The sequence below is a fragment of the Streptomyces sp. LZ34 genome (assembly GCF_053890475.1).
Genome location: NZ_CM132680.1, coordinates 1755265 through 1777615, shown reverse-complemented (window position 1 = coordinate 1777615; position 22351 = coordinate 1755265). Strand labels below are relative to the sequence as shown.

Annotated in this window: 2 protein-coding genes; both read left to right on the top strand. The window is 65.8% G+C overall.

Annotation, left to right across the window (positions count from 1 at the left end; genetic code table 11):
- Nucleotides 1-15 precede the first annotated feature (15 nt).
- Nucleotides 16-14499: a non-ribosomal peptide synthase/polyketide synthase gene (locus ACWY4P_RS06360; RefSeq protein WP_456209147.1), complete on the top strand. Its 14484-nt coding sequence runs from the start codon at nucleotides 16-18 to the stop codon at nucleotides 14497-14499.
- Nucleotides 14496-22334, top strand: coding sequence for an amino acid adenylation domain-containing protein (locus ACWY4P_RS06355; protein WP_456209146.1), 7839 nt, complete (start codon nucleotides 14496-14498; stop codon nucleotides 22332-22334). The genes ACWY4P_RS06360 and ACWY4P_RS06355 overlap by 4 nt, the downstream gene beginning before the upstream one ends.
- Nucleotides 22335-22351 lie beyond the last annotated feature (17 nt).

Below are 22351 nucleotides of genomic sequence, written 5' to 3'. Positions count from 1 at the left end.
TCAAGGTGAGTGACGATGCCTGAAGGTCGGAACACGCGTCGAGAACTGTCGACGGCCCAGTCGGGGATTTGGTTTGGCCACAAGCTGGATCCGACCGGTCGCTCCTACAACGTCGGTGAATTCGTCGAAATCCATGGCGAACTGGACCTGGCCCTGTTCTGTGAGGCCTTCTGCCATGCTTTCAGCGAAGCGGAGGTGCTTCACGTCCGATTCGAGGAGGATGACGGCAAGGTCTGGCAAACCGTCCAGGCCCCTTCGGACCCGGACGTATCCATCATTGACGTCTCGGCGGAACCGGACCCGATAGCGGCGGCGGAGCAGTGGATCAACCATGATCTGGCCCAGCCGGTACCGCTGGGCAGCGGACAGGTCTACACATTCGCTCTGTTCACCGTCTCTCAAGACCTGACCCTTTGGTATGCGCGAAGCCATCACATTGTGATGGACTCCTACGGCGGCGTCATATTCCAGCGCCGCCTTGCCGAGATATACCAGGATTTGAGGAAGGGGGTTCCCCACTCCGCCGGGACCCTCGGATCCTACGATCTGCTTCTGCGAGAACAGTCCGAATACCGCACCTCCGAAAGGTTCTCGAGCGACCGACAGTACTGGATCGACAAATTTGCGGACCATCCGGACGCGGTGAGCCCAGCCGCCGGCAACGCCCGCGCGGGCGGAGATTTCATTCGCGCGTCGGGCGAGTTGAACCCCGTAGAAGCCGATCGCCTGCGGGCGGTGGCCCTTGCCGCGCGAACAACCTGGTCGGTCGTCACCGTCGCCGCCGTCGCGACGTATCTGAACCGGCTGTCGGGGAGCCAGGACCTTGTCTTCGGACTTCCCGTGATGGGGCGCAAGAGCGCGAATTCAAGGATCACTCCGGGCACCACCTCGGACGTCCTGGCCCTGCGCTTCAACCTGCGTCCCGACATGACTTTCGCGGCGCTGATCGAGCAGTCGACGCGCGAGGTCCGTGGATCTCTCCGTCGGCAACGCTACAGGTCGGAAGAGCTCGTCCGTGAGCTTCGCTCTCTCGGTCGAGACCAGCCCCTCTGGAATGTATCCGCGAACATCATTTCCTTCGATGAGGACATCTACTTCACCGACCGGCCGGTCATCGCGCACAACCTCTCCAACGGCCCTGTGCGTGATCTTTGCATCGTCGTGCGAGGTGGGGATGACGGTTCCGGTATCTCGATAGACTTCGACGGAAACGTCGCGCTGTACAGCCGTGACGAACTGGAGCGCCTCCAAAAGAACTTCCTCCGGCTTCTCAAGAACTTGATCGCCGAGCCGGACATCGCGATCGCACATGCCGACGTCCTGGACCCCGCCGAGCGTCAGCAGCTCCTTTTCGGATGGAACGACCCGGTACACCAGAAGCCGGACGCGGCGCTGCCGGAGCTCTTCGAGGCACAGGTGCGGAGTGCGCCGGACGCTGTGGCCGTTGCCTTCGAAGGCCAGGAGCTGACATACGGGGAGCTCAACGCGCGGGCCAATCGGCTGGCCCGGTATCTGATCTCGCGAGGTGCAGGGCCCGAGCGGCTCGTGGCCTTAGCGCTGCCTCGCTCTGCCGAGCTGGTGGTGGCATTGTTGGCGGTGCTCAAGTCAGGGGCGGGATATGTGCCCGTCGATCCTGATTACCCGGCCGACCGAATCCGCGGAATGCTCCAGGACGCCGAGCCCGCCCTGCTGGTCACCCACACGACCATCACCGACCGACTGCACCGGGACACCGCTCAGGATTCCCCTGGGCGGACTCAGCTCGTCCTGCTCGACCAGGCCGAGGTGGTAAAGGCCGTCGAGCGCTGTCCGGACACCGATGTGGCAAATGCGGACAGGGCAACGGCACTGCTGCCCGGGCACCCGGCCTATGTCATCTACACCTCCGGCTCGACGGGCCGGCCCAAGGGCGTGGCGGTCACGCACGAGAATGTGGTCCGTCTGCTGTCTGCCACGAGAGACCAGTTTCAGTTCCAGGCCACGGACGTCTGGACCATGTTCCATTCATATGCCTTCGACTTTTCCGTCTGGGAGGTATGGGGGTCTCTCCTGCACGGCGGTCGCCTTGTCGTGGTCGGTTACACGGCAAGCCGCTCGCCGGACCTGATGCTCAAGCTGATCCGCGACGAAGGCGTGACGGTCCTCAATCAGACGCCTTCCGCTTTCTACCAATTGATGCAGGCCGAGGTCGAGGTCGAGGCTGAGGCCGAGGAACCGTCCCACGATTGGTTCTCCGCCACCCGTTTCATCATCTTTGGCGGCGAAGCGCTCGATACACGGCGGCTGACGGACTGGTACCAGCATCATTCCGGTGAGCGCCCTGTCCTGGTGAACATGTATGGCATCACCGAGACCACGGTTCACGTCACCATCGCTCCGCTCAGCGCGACCTCACCAGCCGAAGAAGCGGGGGTCATCGGCCGCCAGATAGCCGACCTCAGCGTGTATGTGCTGGATACGGGACTGCAACCGGTGCCGGTGGGCGTGGCGGGGGAGCTGTATGTGGCCGGGGCCGGGCTGGCACGGGGGTATGTGAGTCAGCCCGCCGTGACGGCGGAGCGGTTTGTGGCAGATCCGTTCGGCGCGGCTGTGGGGTCGCGGATGTACCGGACGGGGGATGTGGTGCGGTGGCGGCCGGACGGGCAGCTGGAGTTCCTGGGGCGTGCGGACGCCCAGGTCAAGGTGCGCGGTTTCCGTATCGAGCTGGGCGAGATCGAAGCCGTTCTGGCAGCACAGGACACGGTGGCGCAGGCAGCGGTGCTGGTGCGAGAAGACCGGCCGGGCGACAGGCGTCTGGTCGGATACGTGGTGCCGCCCGCGGACAGTGGGGTGCAGACCGATACGGCAGCGGTGCTGGGGTTCGTCAGGGATCGGCTGCCGGATTACATGGTGCCGTCCGCTTTGGTGGTGTTGGAACGCCTGCCGCTGACGCCGAACGGCAAACTGGACCGCAAGGCTCTGCCCGCTCCGGACCATGCCGCAGCCACATCCGGGCGGGGGCCGCGGACACCGAGGGAGGAGGTTCTGTGCAGCCTGTTCGCGGAGGTGCTGGGGGTTGCCGAGGTCGGCATCGACGACAGCTTCTTCGCGCTCGGCGGACACTCTCTGCTGGCGACACGGTTGATCAGCCGCATCCGGACCACTCTGGACACCGACCTCAGTATCCGTGCCTTGTTCGAGGCCCCGACCGTGGCCGACCTGGTCGAGCACTTTGAGGCCTCGGCCGGGAATACCACCCGGGCCAAGCTCGGGGTGCGCGCGCGGCCGGAGGCGGTGCCGGTGTCTTTTGCGCAGCGTCGGTTGTGGTTTTTGGGGCAGTTGGAGGGGGTGTCGGGTACGTATAACGTGCCGTTGTCGTTGCGGTTGCGGGGGCGGTTGGATGTGGGGGCGTTGCGGTTGGCGGTGGGTGATGTGGTGGGGCGGCATGAGAGTTTGCGGACGGTGTTTCCGCAGGTTGATGGGCAGCCTTTTCAGCGGGTTGTGGGGGCTGGGGTGGCGGTGCCTTCGTTTGAGGTGGTTGAGGTGGCTGGGGTGGGTGAGGGGGAGCTTGCGGGGTTGTTGGTGGGGGTGGCGGGGGCTGGGTTTGATCTGTCGTGTGAGCTTCCGTTGCGGGTGCGGTTGTTTGTGCTGGGTGGGGATGAGTTTGTGTTGTTGGTGGTGGTGCATCATATTGCGGCGGATGGGTGGTCGATGGCTCCGTTGGCGCGGGATCTGTCGGTGGCTTATGCGGCGCGTGTGGGGGGTGGGGTTCCGGGGTGGGAGCCGTTGGGGGTGCAGTATGCGGATTACACGTTGTGGCAGCGGGAGGTGTTGGGGAGTGAGGATGATCCGGGGAGTGTGATTTCGCGGCAGTTGGGTTACTGGTCGGGTGTTCTGGCGGGTGTGCCGGAGCAGTTGGAGTTGCCGGTGGACCGGCCGCGGCCGGCGGTGGCGTCGCATGTGGGTGCGAGTGTTGGGGTGCGGGTGCCGGCGGGGGTGCATGGGGGGCTGGTGGAGCTGGCGCATGGCAGTGGTGCGAGTGTGTTCATGGTGGTGCAGGCTGCTCTGGCTGTTCTTCTCGCGCGTATGGGTGCGGGTTGTGATGTTCCGATCGGTACGGCGGTGGCCGGGCGTACTGATGATGCTCTGGATGATCTGGTCGGTTTCTTCGTCAATACGCTGGTGCTGCGTACGGATGTCGGTGGGGATCCCACGTTCCGTGAGCTGGTGGAGCGGGTGCGGGAGACGGACCTGGCGGCGTTCGCGCATCAGGATGTGCCGTTCGAGCGGCTGGTGGAGGTGCTCAACCCGCAGCGCTCGATGGCCCGGCATCCCCTGTTCCAGGTGATGCTCTCCTTCCAGAACAACACCCGACCAGACCTCACCATGCCCGGCCTCCTCATCACTGATCAGCCGTTGGGTGCGGTGGCGGTCAAGTTCGATCTGACGGTCAACCTCAGTGAACACCGCACGGTGGACGGCGCCCCCGACGGGCTGAGCGGGCATGTCGACTACCGCACCGATCTCTTCGACCCGGTGTCGATGGAGGCGTTGGCTGCTCGGCTGGTGCGGGTGCTGGAGTCGGTCACCACGGATCCGGATCTGCCCGTCAGCCGGATCGACGTCCTCGGCACCGCCGAGCGGCACCGACTCCTCACCCTGTGGAACGACACCACACACCCCCTCCCCGACACCCTCCTGCCCGGGCTGTTCGAAGCCCAGGTCAAGCGCACCCCCGACGCCATCGCAGTCGTCTTCGAAAACCAGAAGGTGTCATACGCCGACCTCAACACCCGGGCCAACCGCCTCGCACGGCACCTGATCGGACACGCCGCCGGCCCGGAACAGCTGGTGGCAGTAGCACTGCCCCGCTCAGCCGAACTGGTCGTGACACTGCTGGCCATCCTCAAAACAGGCGCCGGCTACCTCCCCATCGACCCCGACTACCCCACCGACCGCATCCACTACATGCTCCAGGACGCAACCCCCACACTCCTGATCACCGACACCACCACCTCCCCCACCCTCCCCCCACTCCACCACCTCCCCCACACCCAACTCGACGAAGCCGACACACTTGCCGCAATCACCGCACAACCCGACGCGGACGTCACCGACACCGACCGCACCGGTGAACTGCTGCCCCAGCACCCCGCCTACGTGATCTACACCTCCGGCTCCACCGGCCACCCCAAAGGCGTACTCATCCCCCACCAGGCCCTACTCAACTACACCGCCCGATGCCCCCACGCCTACCCCACCCTCACCGGAGCCACCGTCCTCCACGCCTCCGTCTCCTTCGACGCCGGCGTCACCGTCCTCTACGGCGCCCTCATCTGCGGCGGACGCGTCCACATCACCACCCTCACCCCCACCACACCCACAACCACACCCACAACCACACCCACAACCACCGCCACAGACCAACAGCCCGGTGACACACCAATCACCTTCATGAAACTCACCCCCAGCCACCTCCCCCTCCTCGAAAACACCCCCCTCGAACCCACCGGCCAACTCATGCTCGGCGGCGAAGCAGTCCCCACCGAAGCCGTCCACACCTGGCAGACCAACCACCCCCACACCCCCGTCATCAACCACTACGGCCCCACCGAAACCACCGTCGGCGCCACCGACCACCCCATCCCCCCACCCACACCCACAGGCACCGCCACCAGCGGCACACACACCAGCGGCACCATCCCCATCGGCCGCCCCATGTGGAACACCCACACCTACATCCTCGACGACGCCCTGCGCCCCACACCCACCGGAACCCCCGGCGAGCTCTACATCGCCGGCACACAACTCGCCCGCGGATACCTCAACCGCCCCACCCTCACCGCCGAACGCTTCATCCCCAACCCCTACGGCCCACCCGGCACCCGCATGTACCGCACCGGCGACCTCGCACGCTGGAACCCCGACGGCACACTCCACTACCTCGGCCGCACCGACACCCAAATCAAAATACGCGGCTTCCGCATCGAACCCAGCGAAATCGAAACCGCACTCACCACCCACCACACCATCGCCCAAGCCGTCGTACTCGTACGAGAAGACCAACCCGGCGACAAACGCCTCACCGGCTACACAGTACCCACCAACCCCGAAACAGGAATCAACACCACAGAAGTCCTCCGCACACTCCGGAACCAACTCCCCGACTACATGGTCCCCACCACACTCGTCACACTCAACCACCTCCCCCTCACACCCAACGGAAAACTCGACCACAAAGCCCTCCCCACCCCCCACTACACAACCCCCACCACCCGACGAACCCCACGCACACCACGCGAACAAACCCTCTCCACACTCTTCGCCGAAATCCTACGAGTCACAGAAGTCGGCATCGACGACAACTTCTTCACGCTGGGTGGGCATTCGCTTCTCGCGACTCGGCTGATCAGCCGTATCCGCAGTGCCCTGGGCGTGGAGTTGGGCATCCGTGCTCTCTTCGAGTCTCCGACCGTGGCTGGTCTGAACGCGCATCTGGACCAGAATGAGGGGCTGGCACGGCTGCCGTTGACCACAAGGGTGCGGCCCGGGGTGGTGCCGGTGTCGTTCGCACAGCGTCGGCTGTGGTTCCTGGGCCAGCTGGAAGGGCTGTCGGGCACGTACAACATTCCGTTGTCGCTCCGGCTGCGGGGACAGCTGGACGTCGATGCGCTGCGCCTGGCTCTGGGGGATGTGGTCGGGCGGCATGAGAGCCTGCGGACGATTTTTCCGGAGGCCGACGGCCAGCCCCATCAGCACATTGTTGAAGACGGTACGGCCGTACCGTCGCTCGTGGTGATTGAGGCCACTGAGGCGGAACTGGCCGAGGCACTGGCCAGGGAGGTTGGCGCCGGGTTCGACCTCTCAAGTGATCTACCGGTGCGCATGCGGTTGTTTGTGTTGAGGCCGGATGAGTATGTGCTGCTGGCCGTGGTGCATCACATCGCTGCGGATGGATGGTCGCTGGCACCCTTCGCCCACGATCTGTCGTCGGCCTACACGGCACGCGTGCAACACGGGCAGGCGCCGCAGTGGCATGCGCTGCCGGTGCAGTACGCGGACTACGCCTTGTGGCAGCGGGAGGTCCTGGGCAGTGAGGATGACCCGGACAGCGTGATCTCGCGGCAACTGGCCTACTGGACGGCCGCTCTGGCGGGTGTGCCGGAGCAGCTGGAGCTGCCGGTGGACCGGCCTCGGCCGGCGGTGGCGTCGCATGAGGGTGGCAGTGTGGCGGTGCGGGTGTCGGCCGAGGTGCATGGCCGACTGGTGGACCTGGCCCATGGCACCGGCGCGAGTGTGTTCATGACCGTCCAGGCTGCCCTGGCCGTCCTTCTCACCCGTATGGGCGCGGGCAGTGACATCCCCATCGGCACGCCGATCGCGGGGCGTACCGACGATGCCCTGGACGATCTCATTGGCTTTTTCGTCAACACGCTGGTGCTGCGTACGGATGTCAGTGGGGATCCCACGTTCCGTGAGCTGGTGGAGCGGGTGCGAGAGACGGACCTGGCGGCGTTCGCGCATCAGGATGTGCCTTTCGAGCGGCTGGTGGAGGTGCTCAACCCGCAGCGTTCGACGGCCCGGCATCCCCTGTTCCAGGTGATGCTCTCCTTCCAGAACAACACCCAACCAGACCTCGACTTGTCTGGGCTGGACGTCATCCATCAGCCGCTGGGCGGTATCGCCGCCAAATTCGATCTCACGGTCAATCTCAGCGAACAACGCACGGCGAACGGCGCCCCTGGCGGGCTGATCGGGCAGCTCGAATACCGTACCGATATCTTCGACCTTGCCACGGTCGAGGGGCTTAGCAATCGGCTGAGCCGCGTCCTGGAAACGGTCACCAGTAATCCCGACATTCCCATCGGTCGGGTTGATGTGTTGGGTGAGGTTGAGCGGCGGCGGGTGTTGTTTGATTGGAATGATACGGGGTGGCCGGTTTCGGGTGTGGTGGTGTCGGAGTTGTTTGAGGCGCAGGTGGTGCGGACTCCGGGTGCGGTGGCGTTGGTGTGTGGGGGTGAGGTGTTGTCTTATGGTGAGTTGAATGTGCGGGCGAATCGGTTGGCGCGGTATTTGGTGGGGCGTGGGGTGGGTCCGGGGTGTTTGGTGGGGGTGGTGTTGTCGCGTGGGGTTGATTTGGTGGTGGTGTTGTTGGCGGTGTTGAAGGCGGGGGCTGGGTATGTGCCGGTGGATCCGGGTTATCCGGCTGATCGTGTGGGGTTTGTGTTGGGGGATGCGGGGCCGGTGGTGGTGGTGACGGATTCGGTGGTGGTGGGGTCGGGTGTGTTGGGTGGGGTGGTGGGTGTTGATTTGGTGGTGGTGGATGGGGTGGATGTGGTGGCTGGGGTGGCGGGTTGTGGTGGTGGGGATGTGGTGGGTGGTGAGCGGTTGGGGGTGGTCTCGGGTGATCATCCGGCGTATGTGGTGTATACGTCGGGGTCGACGGGGCGGCCGAAGGGTGTGGTGGTGCCGCATCGTGGGCTGGTGAATTTTCTGCGGGTGGCGGGTGGGTTTTGTGGGTTGGGTGGGGGTGATCGTTTGTTGGCGGTGACGACGGTGGCTTTTGATATTGCGGTGTTGGAGTTGTTTTTGCCGTTGGTGTGTGGGGCTGGTGTGGTGGTGGCGGGGTCGGGGGTGGTGCGGGATGTGTTTGCGTTGGGTGCGTTGGTGGAGTCGGCGGGTGTGTCGGTGATGCAGGCCACTCCGTCGTTGTGGGAGGAGTTGGTGTCGCAGGTGCCGGGGTGTGTGGGGGGTTTGCGGATGCTGGTGGGGGGTGAGGCTCTGCCGCCGGGGCTGGCGGAGCGGATGTGTGAGCTGGGGGGTGAGGTGGTGAACTGTTATGGGCCGACGGAGACGACGGTCTGGTCGACGGTGGCCGTGTTGAAGGAGCGTGTTGGTGGGGTTGTGCCGGTGGTGGGTGGCGGGTCCGGGGTGGGGGTGGGGGTGGGGGTGCCGCCGATCGGGCGTCCGTTGGGGAATACGCGGGTGTATGTACTGGATGGGGGTTTGCGTGCGGTGGCGGTGGGTGTGGCGGGGGAGTTGTATGTGGCGGGGGCGGGGCTGGCGCAGGGGTATTGGGGGCGGGCGGGTCTGACGGGTGAGCGGTTTGTGGCGGATCCGTTCGCGGGGGTTGCGGGGTCGCGGATGTACCGGACGGGGGATGTGGTGCGGTGGCGGCCGGACGGGCAGCTGGAGTTCCTGGGGCGTGCGGACGCGCAGGTGAAGGTGCGTGGTTTCCGTATCGAGCCCGGTGAGATCGAAGCGGTCCTGGCCGGTCATGAAACGGTGGCCCAGGCGGTGGTACAGGTCCGGGAGGACCGGCCCGGAGACAAACGCCTCATCGGCTACGTAGTACCCACAGGCGCGAGTCGAAGTGTGGGTGGGGGTGTGGGTGTTGATGTTGTTCGGGTGCTGGGGGTGGCCAGGGAGCGGCTGCCGGATTACATGGTGCCCTCGGCGCTGGTGGTCCTGGAGCGGCTGCCTCTGACGCCGAACGGGAAGGTGGACCGCAAGGCTCTGCCCGCCCCCGACTACACCACCACGGTCACCCGCCGCGCGCCCCGCACACCGCGCGAGGAGATTCTGTGCGGCCTGTTCGCCGAAGTCCTGGGCGTCGCGGAAGTGGGTATCGACGACAGTTTCTTCGCGCTCGGCGGGCACTCCCTCCTCGCCACCCGCCTGATCAGCCGTATCCGCACCACCCTGGACGTCGAACTCACCATCCGCGCCCTCTTCGAAGCCCCCACCGTCGCCGGCCTGAGCGCACGAGCAGACCAAGAAACCAGCCTGGTACGGCAGCCACTGACCGGCAGGCCACGGCCCGGGACCGTACCTTTGTCGTTCGCGCAGCGCCGGCTGTGGTTCCTGGGCCAGTTGGAAGGCCCCTCGGGCACCTACAACATTCCCCTGTCTCTACGGCTGCGCGGCCGGCTGGACATCGACGCCCTGCGCCTGGCCCTGACAGACGTGGTCGGTCGGCATGAGAGCCTGCGAACCCTCTTCCCCCAGGCCGATGGCCGGCCTTACCAGCACATCCTCCAGGGCGATGCGGCAGTGCCACCCCTTGCCGTGACCGGAACCATCACCGAGGAAGAACTCACCGACGCGCTGGCCCATCACGCCCGCGCCGGGTTCGACCTCGCCCATGACCTGCCACTGCGGGTACGGCTGTTCGTGCTGGGGCCGCAGGACCATGTCCTGCTGGCCGTGGTCCATCACATCGCCGCCGACGGCTGGTCCCTCACCCCCTTCGCCCGCGACCTGTCCACCGCCTACCAGGCCCGCACCAACAACCGGGCACCCCAATGGCCCGCACTGCCCGCACAGTACGCCGACTACACCCTGTGGCAACGGGACACCCTCGGCAGCGAAGACGACCCCAACAGCCTGATCTCCACCCAGCTGGACTACTGGACCACCACCCTGGCCGGCACACCCGAACAGCTCGAACTACCCACCGACCACCCCCGCCCCGCCATCACCTCACACCACGGCAACAGCGTCACCCTCCACATCCCAGCCCCCACACACACCCAACTCGTCGCGCTCGCCCACGACAGCGGCGCAAGCCTCTTCATGACCATCCAAGCCGCACTCGCCGTCCTCCTCACCCGCATGGGCGCCGGCCACGACATCCCCATCGGCACCCCCATCGCCGGACGCACCGACGACGCCCTCGACAACCTCATCGGCTTCTTCGTCAACACCCTCGTCCTACGCACCGACACCAGCAACAACCCCACCTACCGCGAACTCATCCAACGCACACGAGAAACAAACCTCACCGCCTACACACACCAAGACACCCCCTTCGAACGCCTCGTCGAAATCCTCAACCCACAACGCTCCCTGACACACCACCCCCTCTTCCAAATCATGCTCACCCTCCAAAACAACACCCAACCCAACCTCGACCTCCCCGGCCTCCACGTCACCCGCCAGCCATTGGGCGGCACCACCGCCAAATTCGACCTGGCCTTCAACCTCAGGGAATCCCGTACGGCGGACGGCACCCCCAACGGGCTCACCGGACACCTCGACTACCGCACAGACCTCTTCCACGCCACGACCATGGAGGCGTTGGCTGCTCGGCTGGTGCGGGTTCTGGAGTCGGTCACCGCGGATCCGGATCTGCCGGTCAGCCGGATCGATGTGCTCGGTGACACTGAGCGGCAGCAGGTCCTCACCCTCTGGAACGACACCGCACACCCGCTCCCGGATGCCCTGCTGCCCGAGCTCTTCGAGGCCCAGGTCAAGCGCACCCCCGACGCGGTCGCGGTCGTCTTCGAAGGACAGGATCTGACGTATGGCGACCTGAACGCCCGGGTCAACCGGCTGGCGCGGTACCTGATCGGGCGGGGCGCCGGGCCGGAGCGGCTGGTGGCGGTGGCGCTGCCGCGCTCGGCCGAACTTGTCGTGACACTGCTGGCCATCCTCAAAGCGGGCGCCGGCTATCTGCCCATCGACCCCGACTACCCCGCCGACCGCATCCACTACATGCTCCAGGACGCGGCCCCCGCGCTCCTGATCACCGACACCACCACCTCCCCCGCCCTTGCTCCAGCCGACGATCTCCCTCGCATAGAACTGGACACGGCCGACACCCGCACGGCCATCACCGCGCACCCCGACACCGACGTCAGCGACACCGACCGCATCGCCGGCCTGCTGTCGCAGCATCCCGCTTACGTCATCTACACCTCCGGCTCCACCGGCCACCCCAAGGGCGTGGCAGTGCCGCACCGCGGCGTGGTGAACCGGTTGCTGTGGATGAAGACGGAATATCGTCTGGCTGCCGGTGATCGGGTGTTGCAGAAGACACCGTCCGGGTTCGATGTCTCGGTCTGGGAGTACTTCCTCCCGCTGATCGCGGGAGCGGTGTCGGTCGTCGCTTCACCCGGTGTCCACCGGGATCCTGCTGAGCTTGCCGCACTGATCCGCGATGCCGGGGTCACCACGGCGCATTTCGTTCCTTCGATGCTGCGCGAGTTCATCCAGGAACCGGCTGCGTCTACGTGCGCCAGCTTGCGGAACGTTGTGTGTAGTGGGGAAGCACTTCCCGCAGAGCTACGGAACAAGGCCCTCCGCACCCTGAACTCGCGCTTGCACAACCTGTACGGGCCCACCGAGGCCACTGTGGATGTGACCTACTGGGAGTGCCGAGAGAGCGACGACGCCTCGGTGCCCATCGGCCGTCCGGTGTGGAACACGCGCCTGTATGTACTGGACGCCGGGCTCTCACCGGTCCCGGTCGGGGCTTCCGGCGAGCTCTATGTCGCCGGCGCGCAAGTGGCGCGAGGCTATTTGGGACGGCCGGGTCTGACAGCCGAGCGGTTTGTGGCGGATCCGTTCGGTGAGGCCGGGGCGCGGATGTATCGGACCGGGGACGTGGTCCGGTGGCGCCCGGATGGGGCGCTGGAGTTCCTGGGGCGTGCGGATGGCCAGGTGAAGGTGCGTGGTTTCCGTATCGAGCTGGGTGAGGTGGAGAGCGTCCTGGTGGCGCATGACGCCGTCGCCCAGGCCGCTGCCGTGGTACGGGAGGACCGGCCCGGCGAGAGGCGCCTGGTCGGCTATGCCGTGCCTGTGGGCGGGGGAACGGTGGTCGACACGGCCCAGGTGCTTGACCTGGTCAGGGATCGGTTGCCGGAGTACATGGTGCCGTCGGTGTTGGTGGTGCTCGACCGCTTGCCACTGACCCCGAACGGGAAGCTGGATCGGAAGGCCCTGCCCGCTCCGGACTATGGCGCGTCGGCTTCGGGACGGGCCGCGCGGACGCCCAGGGAAGAGCTGCTGTGCGGGTTGTTCGCCGAAGTCCTCGGCGTTCCCAAGGTCGGCGTCGATGACAGCTTCTTCGACCTGGGGGGCGACAGCATCGTGTCGATCCAGCTGGTCGCCCGGGCACGGGCAGCCGGCCTGGTCATCACCCCGCGGGACGTGTTCGAGCGAAAGACCGTGGAGGCTTTGGCGCTGGTCGCCACCGATGCCGACGCCGCCGTTGCGGACACGAAGGGCGACAGCCCTTTCGGCGCTGTGGCCCTGACACCGGTCATGCATCAGCTGCGTGGGCGCGGTGGCTCCATCGACCGCTTCAGTCAGGGGGTGTTGCTCCAGGTTCCCGAGCGGCTGGGTCTGGAGGAACTGGTTGTGGCGATGCAGGCGATCCTGGATCACCATCATGCGCTCCGTGCCCAACTGATCGACAGGGACGGGGAATGGGAGCTCGAGATCTCCGCTGTCGGTGGGGTGCGTGCGGCGGAGTGCGTGCGGTGTGTGGACGTGGCCGGTCTGGCCGAAGACGCTCTGAGAAAGATGATCGGGGCCGAGGCGGAAGCCGCGCGAGAGCGGCTTTCACCCAGGTCAGGGACGATGGTTCAGGCGGTCTGGTTTGACTTCGGCCCTGACACACCGGGACGGCTGCTGGTGGTAGCGCACCACCTGGTGGTCGACGGGGTGTCCTGGCGAATCCTGTTGCCCGACCTCCGCGCTGCCTGGGAGGCGGCCACGGCCGGGGCCGACCCTGTCCTCCAGCCGGTGGGCACCTCGTTCCGCCACTGGGCCACCAAGCTGGTCGCGCGGGCGGGCGAGCACCTTGTGGAGCTGCCGCTATGGGAGAAGATCCTCGATGCCCCGGATCCCCTGCTGGGTACGCGGGCGCTGGAACCGGGCAAGGACACCTGGGCGACGGCGGGAGACCTGACGTTCGCCCTGCCAGTGGAGCGGACGGCTTCTCTCCTTACTCATATCCCCACGCTGTTCCGCTGTGGCATCGACGATGTGCTGCTGACCGCTCTCGCGCTCTCCATGGATGGCTGGAGGGATGGAACCGGGGCCGGCGGTGGTACGGATCTGCTTGTCGAGCTCGAAGGACATGGTCGCGAACACCTTGTGGACGGGATCGACCTGTCACGCACGGTTGGGTGGTTCACGAGTACGTTCCCCGTTCGTATCTCCGTGGAGACCCGGGGGAGTGGCGGCCTGCATGGGTCCGCTGTCGATGGCGCACTGAAGAGCGTCAAGGAGCAGCTGCGGGCTGTGCCACACAACGGTATGGGATACGGGCTGTTGCGCTATCTCCATCCGCAGGGGAACTCGGATTTGAGGAAAAAGGGAAGTGCCCAAGTCCTCTTCAACTATCTGGGCAGAGTAGCTGTCACCGGGGAGAACGATCCGCAGACGGCGGCGAATTGGACTCTCGTTCCCGGGAGCAAGGCAGGGGCTGGAGCGGATCCAGATATGCCGATGAGTCACAGCCTTATCGTCGATGCGGTGGTTCAAGACACCTATGACGGGCCGCAGCTGATGGTGACGTGGTCGTGGCCGACCAGCGTGTTCACCGAAGAACGGGTTCAGGAGCTGGCGGATTCTTTCCTTGAAGTTCTCGAAGTGATCGCGGACCGTGCGGCACAGCCGGACGCCGGAGGGCTTACCCCGTCCGATGTGGGACTGCTCGACCTGAGTCAGGACGAGATCGACGAGTTCGAGCTTGCTGAGATGGAAGACGGAACGGAAGGTCTGCTGTGAAGCGTTCGAAGATCGAAGATCTCCTGCCGTTGTCGCCTCTGCAGGAAGGGCTGTACTTCCACTCCCTGTACGACAATGGGGCGGCTGACACCTACGCCGTTCAAGTTGTCATCCGGCTGGCGGGGAAGCTGGACACCAGTGCGCTCAGGCTCGCGGCAGAGGCGATGCTCGCGCGACATGCGAGTTTGCGGGTCCGCTTTCGCTACCGTAAGTCAGGGAAGCCCGTCCAGATGGTGATGGGTGATGTTGAATTGCCCTGGCGTGAAGTTGATCTGGAACGCCTTGGATCAGCCGAACGCGAGGCCGAACGGGCCCGGATCGCAGAGGAAGACCGTGCTCAGGGATTTGATCTGAGCAAGGCTCCGCTGCTGCGTTGCACGCTGGTCCGTATGCGCGAGGACGATCACTGCCTCATCTGGTCGAACCATCACATCTTGTTGGATGGGTGGTCCAATGCTGTTCTCTTCCGTGAGCTGTTCACGCTCTACAAGTGTCGCGGCGACGATTCACAGCTGCCATTCGTGCCATCTTATCGGGATTATCTGGCATGGATAGCCAGGCAGGACACCGAGGCTGCGGAGGCGGCTTGGCGGGAAGCGCTGGCCGATCTGGACGGGCCCACCCGTATCGATATTACGGGGAAGAAGCAGGCCGCTGCCGCTCCCGATCGGCTGACGCATGCGGTTTCGCAAGAACTGGCCGACAAGCTCAGCGCCACCGCACGCGCTCATGACCTTACGCTGAATACCCTGATCCAAGGTTCCTGGGCTATTTTGTTGAGCCGGCTGACCGGGCGCGATGACCTGGTCTTCGGTGTCACGGTCGCCGGCCGGCCGCCGGAGATCCCGAGCGTCGAAAAGATGGTCGGCCTGTTCATCAACACGCTGCCTGTACGCATACGTCTCGACTCCTCCCAGCCGTTGAGCGAGTTGCTGACACAGGTGCAGGATCAGCAGTCCCGCCTTATGGACCACCAACATCTGGGGTTGTCTCGAATTCAGCGTGCGAGCGGCCATGAGGAGCTGTTCGACACGGTCGTTGTATTCGAGAACTATCCAGTGGAATCCGCGGCGTCCGCGGCGCTGGATGAAGGAGTTCAGGTCGCGGATATCTCCGTGCGCGATGCCACTCACTATCCAGTCAGCCTTATGGTCGTTCCCGGCCGAGGGTTGGAACTACGGCTGGATTATCAGCCTGGTTTGTTTGAGCGTGAGTGGGTGGAGGTGCTGGCTGGTCGTCTGGTGCGGGTGTTGGAGGCGATGGCCGCTGATCTGGATGTGCCGGTGGGGCGGATTGATGTGTTGGGGGAGGCCGAGCGGCAGCAGGTGCTGTCCGGGTGGAATGACACCGGGCGTCGGATGCCGGATGCGGTGCTGCCGGAGTTGTTCGAGGCGCAGGTGGCGCGGACCCCGGATACGGTCGCGGTGGTCTTCGAGGGCCAGGAGCTGACGTACGCCGGGCTGAACGCGCGGGCGAATCGGCTGGCGCGGTATCTGGTGGGGTTGGGGGTGGGGCCGGGGGATGCGGTGGCGGTGTGGATGGAGCGTTCCGCTGACCTGATAGCCGTTCTGCTGGCTGTGGTGAAGGCGGGCGGGTTTTATGTTCCGTTGCATGAGGGCTATCCGGTGGAGCGGCTGTGTTCGGTCATGCGTGACTGCGGCGCCGGGGTGCTGCTCACCGACCGGGCCGCACAGGCGGGCGGGTTCGCCGGTGATGCGCGTGTGGTCGAGGTGACCGGCGAGGTCCTGACCGCTGACGACACCGACGACAGCAACGTGGTCGTGGGTGGCAGGCATCCGCTGCAGCTCGCCTATGTGATGTACACCTCGGGCTCCACCGGCGAGCCGAAGGGCGTGGCCGTACCCCACCGGGGCGTGGTGGAACTGGCCCTGGACACCTCCTGGGCGGGTGGTGCGGATGGTGTGCATGAGCGGGTGCTGATGCACGCCCCCCATGCCTTCGACGCGTCTGATTACGAGATCTGGGTTCCCCTGCTCTCCGGCGGCCGGATTGTCGTGGCTCCCAACGAGCCGGTTGATGCTCAGGTGTTGCGTGGGCTGGTGGCGGGTGGCCGGGTGAGTGCGGTGCATGTGACGGCGGGGTTGTTCCGGGTGATCGCGGAAGAGGATCCCGGGTGTTTCGGCCAGGTCCAGGAGGTACTGACCGGCGGTGACGTGGTCTCCCCCACCGCCGTCCAACGCGTCCTCCAAGCCTGCCCGCAGATCAGGGTCAGGTCCCTGTACGGACCCACGGAAATCACCCTGTGCGCCACCCAACACCTCATGACCCCCACCACCCCACCCGGCACCTCAGTACCCATCGGCCGGCCCATGGACAACACCCGCACCTACGTCCTGGACCATGCCTTGCGTCCTGTACCCGTGGGGGTGGCGGGGGAGCTTTACATCGCGGGCTCGGGTCTGGCCCGTGGATATCTCCACCGGCCTGCGCTTACCGGTGAACGTTTCGTCCCTGACCCGTTCGGCCCGCCTGGCACGCGGATGTACCGCACCGGTGATCTCGCACGCTGGAACACCGACGGCACGCTTGAGCACCTCGGTCGTTCTGATGCGCAGGTCAAGGTGCGTGGTTTTCGTATTGAGCCGGGTGAGGTTGAGGCTGTTCTGGTGGGGGTTGTGGGGGTGGTTCAGGCGGCTGTTGTGGTGCGTGAGGATCGGCCTGGTGAGAGGCGGTTGGTGGGTTATGTGGTGCCCGCTGATGTGGGGGTGGGTGTCGATGCTGACAGGGTGTTGCATGCCGTCGGGGATCGGCTTCCGGATTACATGGTGCCTTCGGCGCTCGTTGTGCTGGACCGGCTGCCGTTGACGGCGAATGGGAAGCTGGACCGGGGGGCTTTGCCTGTTCCCGGTTATGCCGTGGCTGTTGGCGGGCGGGTGGCGCGGACGGGGCGGGAAGAGGTGTTGTGCAAGCTGTTCGCTGAGGTTCTGGGGGTGCCCAGAGTCGGGATCGATGACGGTTTCTTCGATCTGGGCGGTGACAGCATCGTGTCGATCCAGCTGGTCGCCCGCGCCCGGGCAGCCGGTCTGGTCTTCACACCCCGGGACGTGTTCGAACGCAAGACCGTCGAAGCCCTCGCCCGGATCGCCACAGAACCCGGCCTCAACGACACGGGCCCACACGCCGGGAGCGGCACGCCGGACAGTGGAGTGGGCAGCGTTGTACTGACGCCGGTGATGCATCGGTTGTATGAGCTGGGCGGCCGGGTGGACCGCTTCAGCCAGGGAGTCCTCCTCCAGGCACCCCCCGGGCTGGGCATGGAACACCTCACCACCGCAATACAGACGGTACTCGACCATCACGACGCACTCCGCGCCCGCCTCACCACCCCAAGCGACACCACCACATGGGAACTCCAGATCCCGCCCGCCGGCCACATCCACGCCACACAATGCGTGCGACGCGTGGACACCACCGGCCTGACCGACGATGACCTGAGCAACACCATCACCGAAGAAGCCCACGCCGCCCGGGAACGGCTCGCACCCACCTCCGGACTCATGCTCCAGGCCGTATGGTTCGACACCGGCCCCCAGACCCCGGGCCGGCTGCTGATCGTGGTCCATCACCTCGTAATCGACGGGGTGTCCTGGCGGATCCTGCTCCCCGACCTCCAAACCGCCTGGGAAGCAGCCACCACCCACACCACCCCCGCCCTCCAGCCCGCAGAAACCTCCTTCCGGCAATGGGCCACAGGACTCGCCCAAACAGCCCAGAACACCCAATGGGAGAAAGAACTCCCCTGGTGGCAGAACGTGGGGAAAACCACCGACCCGCTCCTGGGCACCCGCCCCCTGGACCCCACCCGCGACACCGCAGCCCACGCCCGCCGACTGACCATCACCCTGCCCTGCGAACACACCGAACCACTCCTCACCCACCTCCCCGCCCTCTTCCACGCCGGCATCAACGACATCCTCCTCACCGCACTCACCCTGGCCATGACCAAATGGCGCACCGACCGCGGCCAGCACACCGGACAAGGCCTGCTGGTCGACCTGGAATCCCACGGACGCCACGAAAACACCGTAGAAGGCGCCCAACTGTCCAACACCATCGGCTGGTTCACCTCCCACCACCCCGTCCGACTGGATCCAGGCATCTTCAACCAGGCCCAGGCCTGGGCCGGCGGAGCCGACCTCGGACGCATCCTCAAACGCATCAAAGAACAACTCCGCGCCACCCCCAACAACGGGATCGGCTACGGACTCCTGCGCTACCTCAACCCCACCACCAAACCCCACCTCACCCACCTGGCCACCCCACAGATCGGCTTCAACTACCTCGGCCGCCTCCCCACCGGAGGCCCCACCAACTGGACACCAGCCGCCCACGCCACCACAGCAGGCTCCGGCCCCGACCCCGACATGCCCCTCACCCACACCCTCACCATCAACACCCTCACCCAGGACACCCCCCACGGCCCCACCCTCACCACCACCCTCACCTGGCCCGACACCCTCCTCACCCACACCGACATCCAAAAACTCGCCGACACCTACCACCAAGCCCTCACCGCCCTCACCGCACACGCCACCCTCCCCCACACCGGCGGCCGCACCCCCTCAGACCTCCCCCTCCTCCACCTCACCCAAGCCGACATCGACCACCTCGAAACCACCCACCCCCACACCACCGACATCTGGCCCCTCGCACCCCTCCAAGAAGGCCTCCTCTTCCACACCCTCTACGACACCCACGGCCACGACCCCTACACCTCCCAGCAAACCTTCCGCATCACCGGCCCCCTCAACATCCCCACCCTCAAAACCTCCCTCACCACCCTCCTCACACGCCACCCCAACCTCCGCGCCGGCTTCCACCACGAAAACCTCACCCACCCCATCCAAATCATCCCCACCCAAACCCACCTCCCCTGGCAAGAACTCGACTGGACCCACCTCAACCCCGACACACAGCAAGCCTCACTCGCCACCTGGCTGGAAGAGGACCAAGCCCGCCGCTTCGACCTCGACCAGCCACCACTCATCCGCTTCACCCTCATCCACCTCGCCCACCACCACTACCGCCTCATCTTCACCAACCACCACATCCTCCTCGACGGCTGGTCCCTCCCCGTCCTCATGCAAGAACTGTTCACCCTCTACACCCACCAAGGCCACGAGACCGCAGCCGGACTGCCCCCGACCACCCCCTACCGCGACTACCTCACCTGGATCACCACCCAAGACCGCACCACCGCCGAAAACACCTGGCGCCACACCCTCCACAACCTCCAACAACCCACCCGACTCACCCCCCACGACCCCACCCGCACCCCCCAACCACCCCAACACCACACCCACCACCTCACCACCCACACCACCCACCAACTCACCACCACCGCACGCCACCACAACACCACCCTCAACACCCTCATCCAAACCGCCTGGGCCATCCTCCTCAACCACACCACCGCACAACACGACATCACCTTCGGCGCCACCACCAACGGCCGACCCCCACACATCCCCCACATCGAAACCATGGTCGGCCTCTTCATCAACACCCTCCCCGTCCGCGTTACCCTGCGGCCCAGCGAACCGATCAGCGCATTGCTGACGCGCGTGCAGCAGGAACAGACCGAGCTGTTGGCCCATCAGCACCTTGGGCTTGCCGACATCCAGAAGGCGGTGGGAATCGGCGAACTCTTCGATACGGTCATCGTCTTCGAGAACTATCCCGTCAGCCTTTCTGACGCTGACGGCCCGGGAGAGCTCCAGTTCACGAAGGAAGAAATCAGGAGCGGCAACCACTACCCGCTCACCCTGGCAGTAGTTCCCGGCCGCCAACTCCAGTTCCGGTTCGACTACCGCGGCGATCTGTTCGACCAGGTCACTGTTGAGGCGTTGGCTGCTCGTTTTGTGCGGGTGTTGGAGGCGGTTGCGGCTGATCCGGATGTGCCGGTGGGGCGGGTTGATGTGTTGGGTGAGGCTGAGCGGCGGCGGGTGCTGGTCGACTGGAATGACACGGCGCATGCGGTGCCGGATGTGGTGGTGCCGGAGTTGTTCGAGGCGCAGGTGGCGCGGACCCCGGATACGGTCGCGGTGGTCTTCGAGGGCCAGGAGCTGACGTACGCCGGGCTGAACGCTCGGGCGAATCGGCTGGCGCGGTATCTGATCGGTCGGGGGGCCGGGCCGGAGCGGCTGGTGGGGGTGGCGCTGCCCCGTTCGGTCCATCTGGTGGTGGCGTTGCTGGCGGTGATGAAGTCGGGGGCGGGGTATGTGCCGGTGGATCCGGAGCTGCCCGCGGAGCGGATCAGCTACATGCTGCGGGACGCGGATCCGCTGCTCCTGGTCACCGACACCGCAACCGCCACCACCCTGCCCACCCCGGACGGCCGGCCTGGTCTGTGTGTGGTGGTGGATGCTGCTGAGACGGCTGCGCGGATCGCCGGGCAGCCCGCCACGGACGTGGCCGATGCCGACCGCGCGGGAGCGCTGCTGGCCGGCCATCCGGTGTATGCCATCTACACCTCCGGCTCCACCGGCCGGCCCAAAGGCGTGGTCATCTCCCACCAGTCCCTGGTGAACTACCTGGCCCGCTGCCCCGAGGCCTACCCCGAACTCTCCGGCACAACAGTCGCCCACGCCTCGGTGTCCTTCGATATCGGTATCACCGTGCTCTACGGCACCCTGATCAGCGGCGGCCGGGTCCGCATCGCCCCCTGGGACTCCACCCCCACATCCGCACACCCCCACAACGAACCCGTCAGCCTGATCAAGATCACCCCCAGCCACCTCCCCCTACTCGAAGACTCCGCTCACCGGCCATCCGGTCGCCTCATCATCGGCGGCGAACCTCTCCCCGCCGAAGCGCTCCACACCTGGCACACCCGCCACCCCAACATCCCCGTCATCAACCACTACGGCCCCACCGAAACCACCGTCGGCGCCACCGACCACCCCATCACCACACCCATCACCGGCACACAGGCCACCGGAACCATCCCCATCGGCCGCCCCATGTGGAACACCCGCACCTACGTCCTGGACGATGCTCTGCGCCCCACCCCCACCGGAACCCCTGGCGAGCTTTACATCGCCGGCGCACAACTCGCCCGCGGATACCTGAACCGGCCCGCCCTCACCGCCGAACGTTTCGTCCCCGACCCGTTCGGCCTGCCCGGCACGCGCATGTATCGCACCGGTGACCTCGCACGCTGGAACACCGAGGGCACACTCGAACACCTCGGCCGCACGGACACCCAAGTCAAGATACGCGGCTTCCGCATCGAACCCGGCGAAATCGAAGCCGTCCTGACCAGTCATGACACGGTCACCCAAGCCGCCGTCCTCGTACGCGAAGACCAACCCGGCGACAAACGCCTCATCGGCTACCTCGTACCGGCCGACACGGCCGACACGGAAGCGGGCCTGGACACCGCCGAAGTGCAGAGCCTGGCCAAGGACCGGCTCCCCGACTACATGGTGCCCTCGGCGCTCGTCGTGCTCGAACGACTGCCGCTGACGCCCAACGGAAAGCTCGACCGGAACGCCCTGCCCGCCCCGAACCACGTCGCGTCCGCCTCGCGGCGTGCCCCGCGCACACCGCGCGAAGAGACGCTGTGCGGGCTGTTCGCCGAAGTCCTCGGGATTCCCGAAGTGGGCATCGACGACGACTTCTTCACGCTGGGTGGGCATTCGCTCCTCGCCACCCGGCTGGTGAGCCGTATCCGGACCGTCCTTGGCGTCGAACTCGCCATCCGCGCCCTGTTCAAAGCCCCCACTGTCGTCGGTCTCAGCGAACACATCGACGCATCCGCCGCGCAGCCGACGCGACCGAAGCTGAGGCCCATGCGGAGGCCGGAGCAATAGCCGTGTGGGCGGACCCT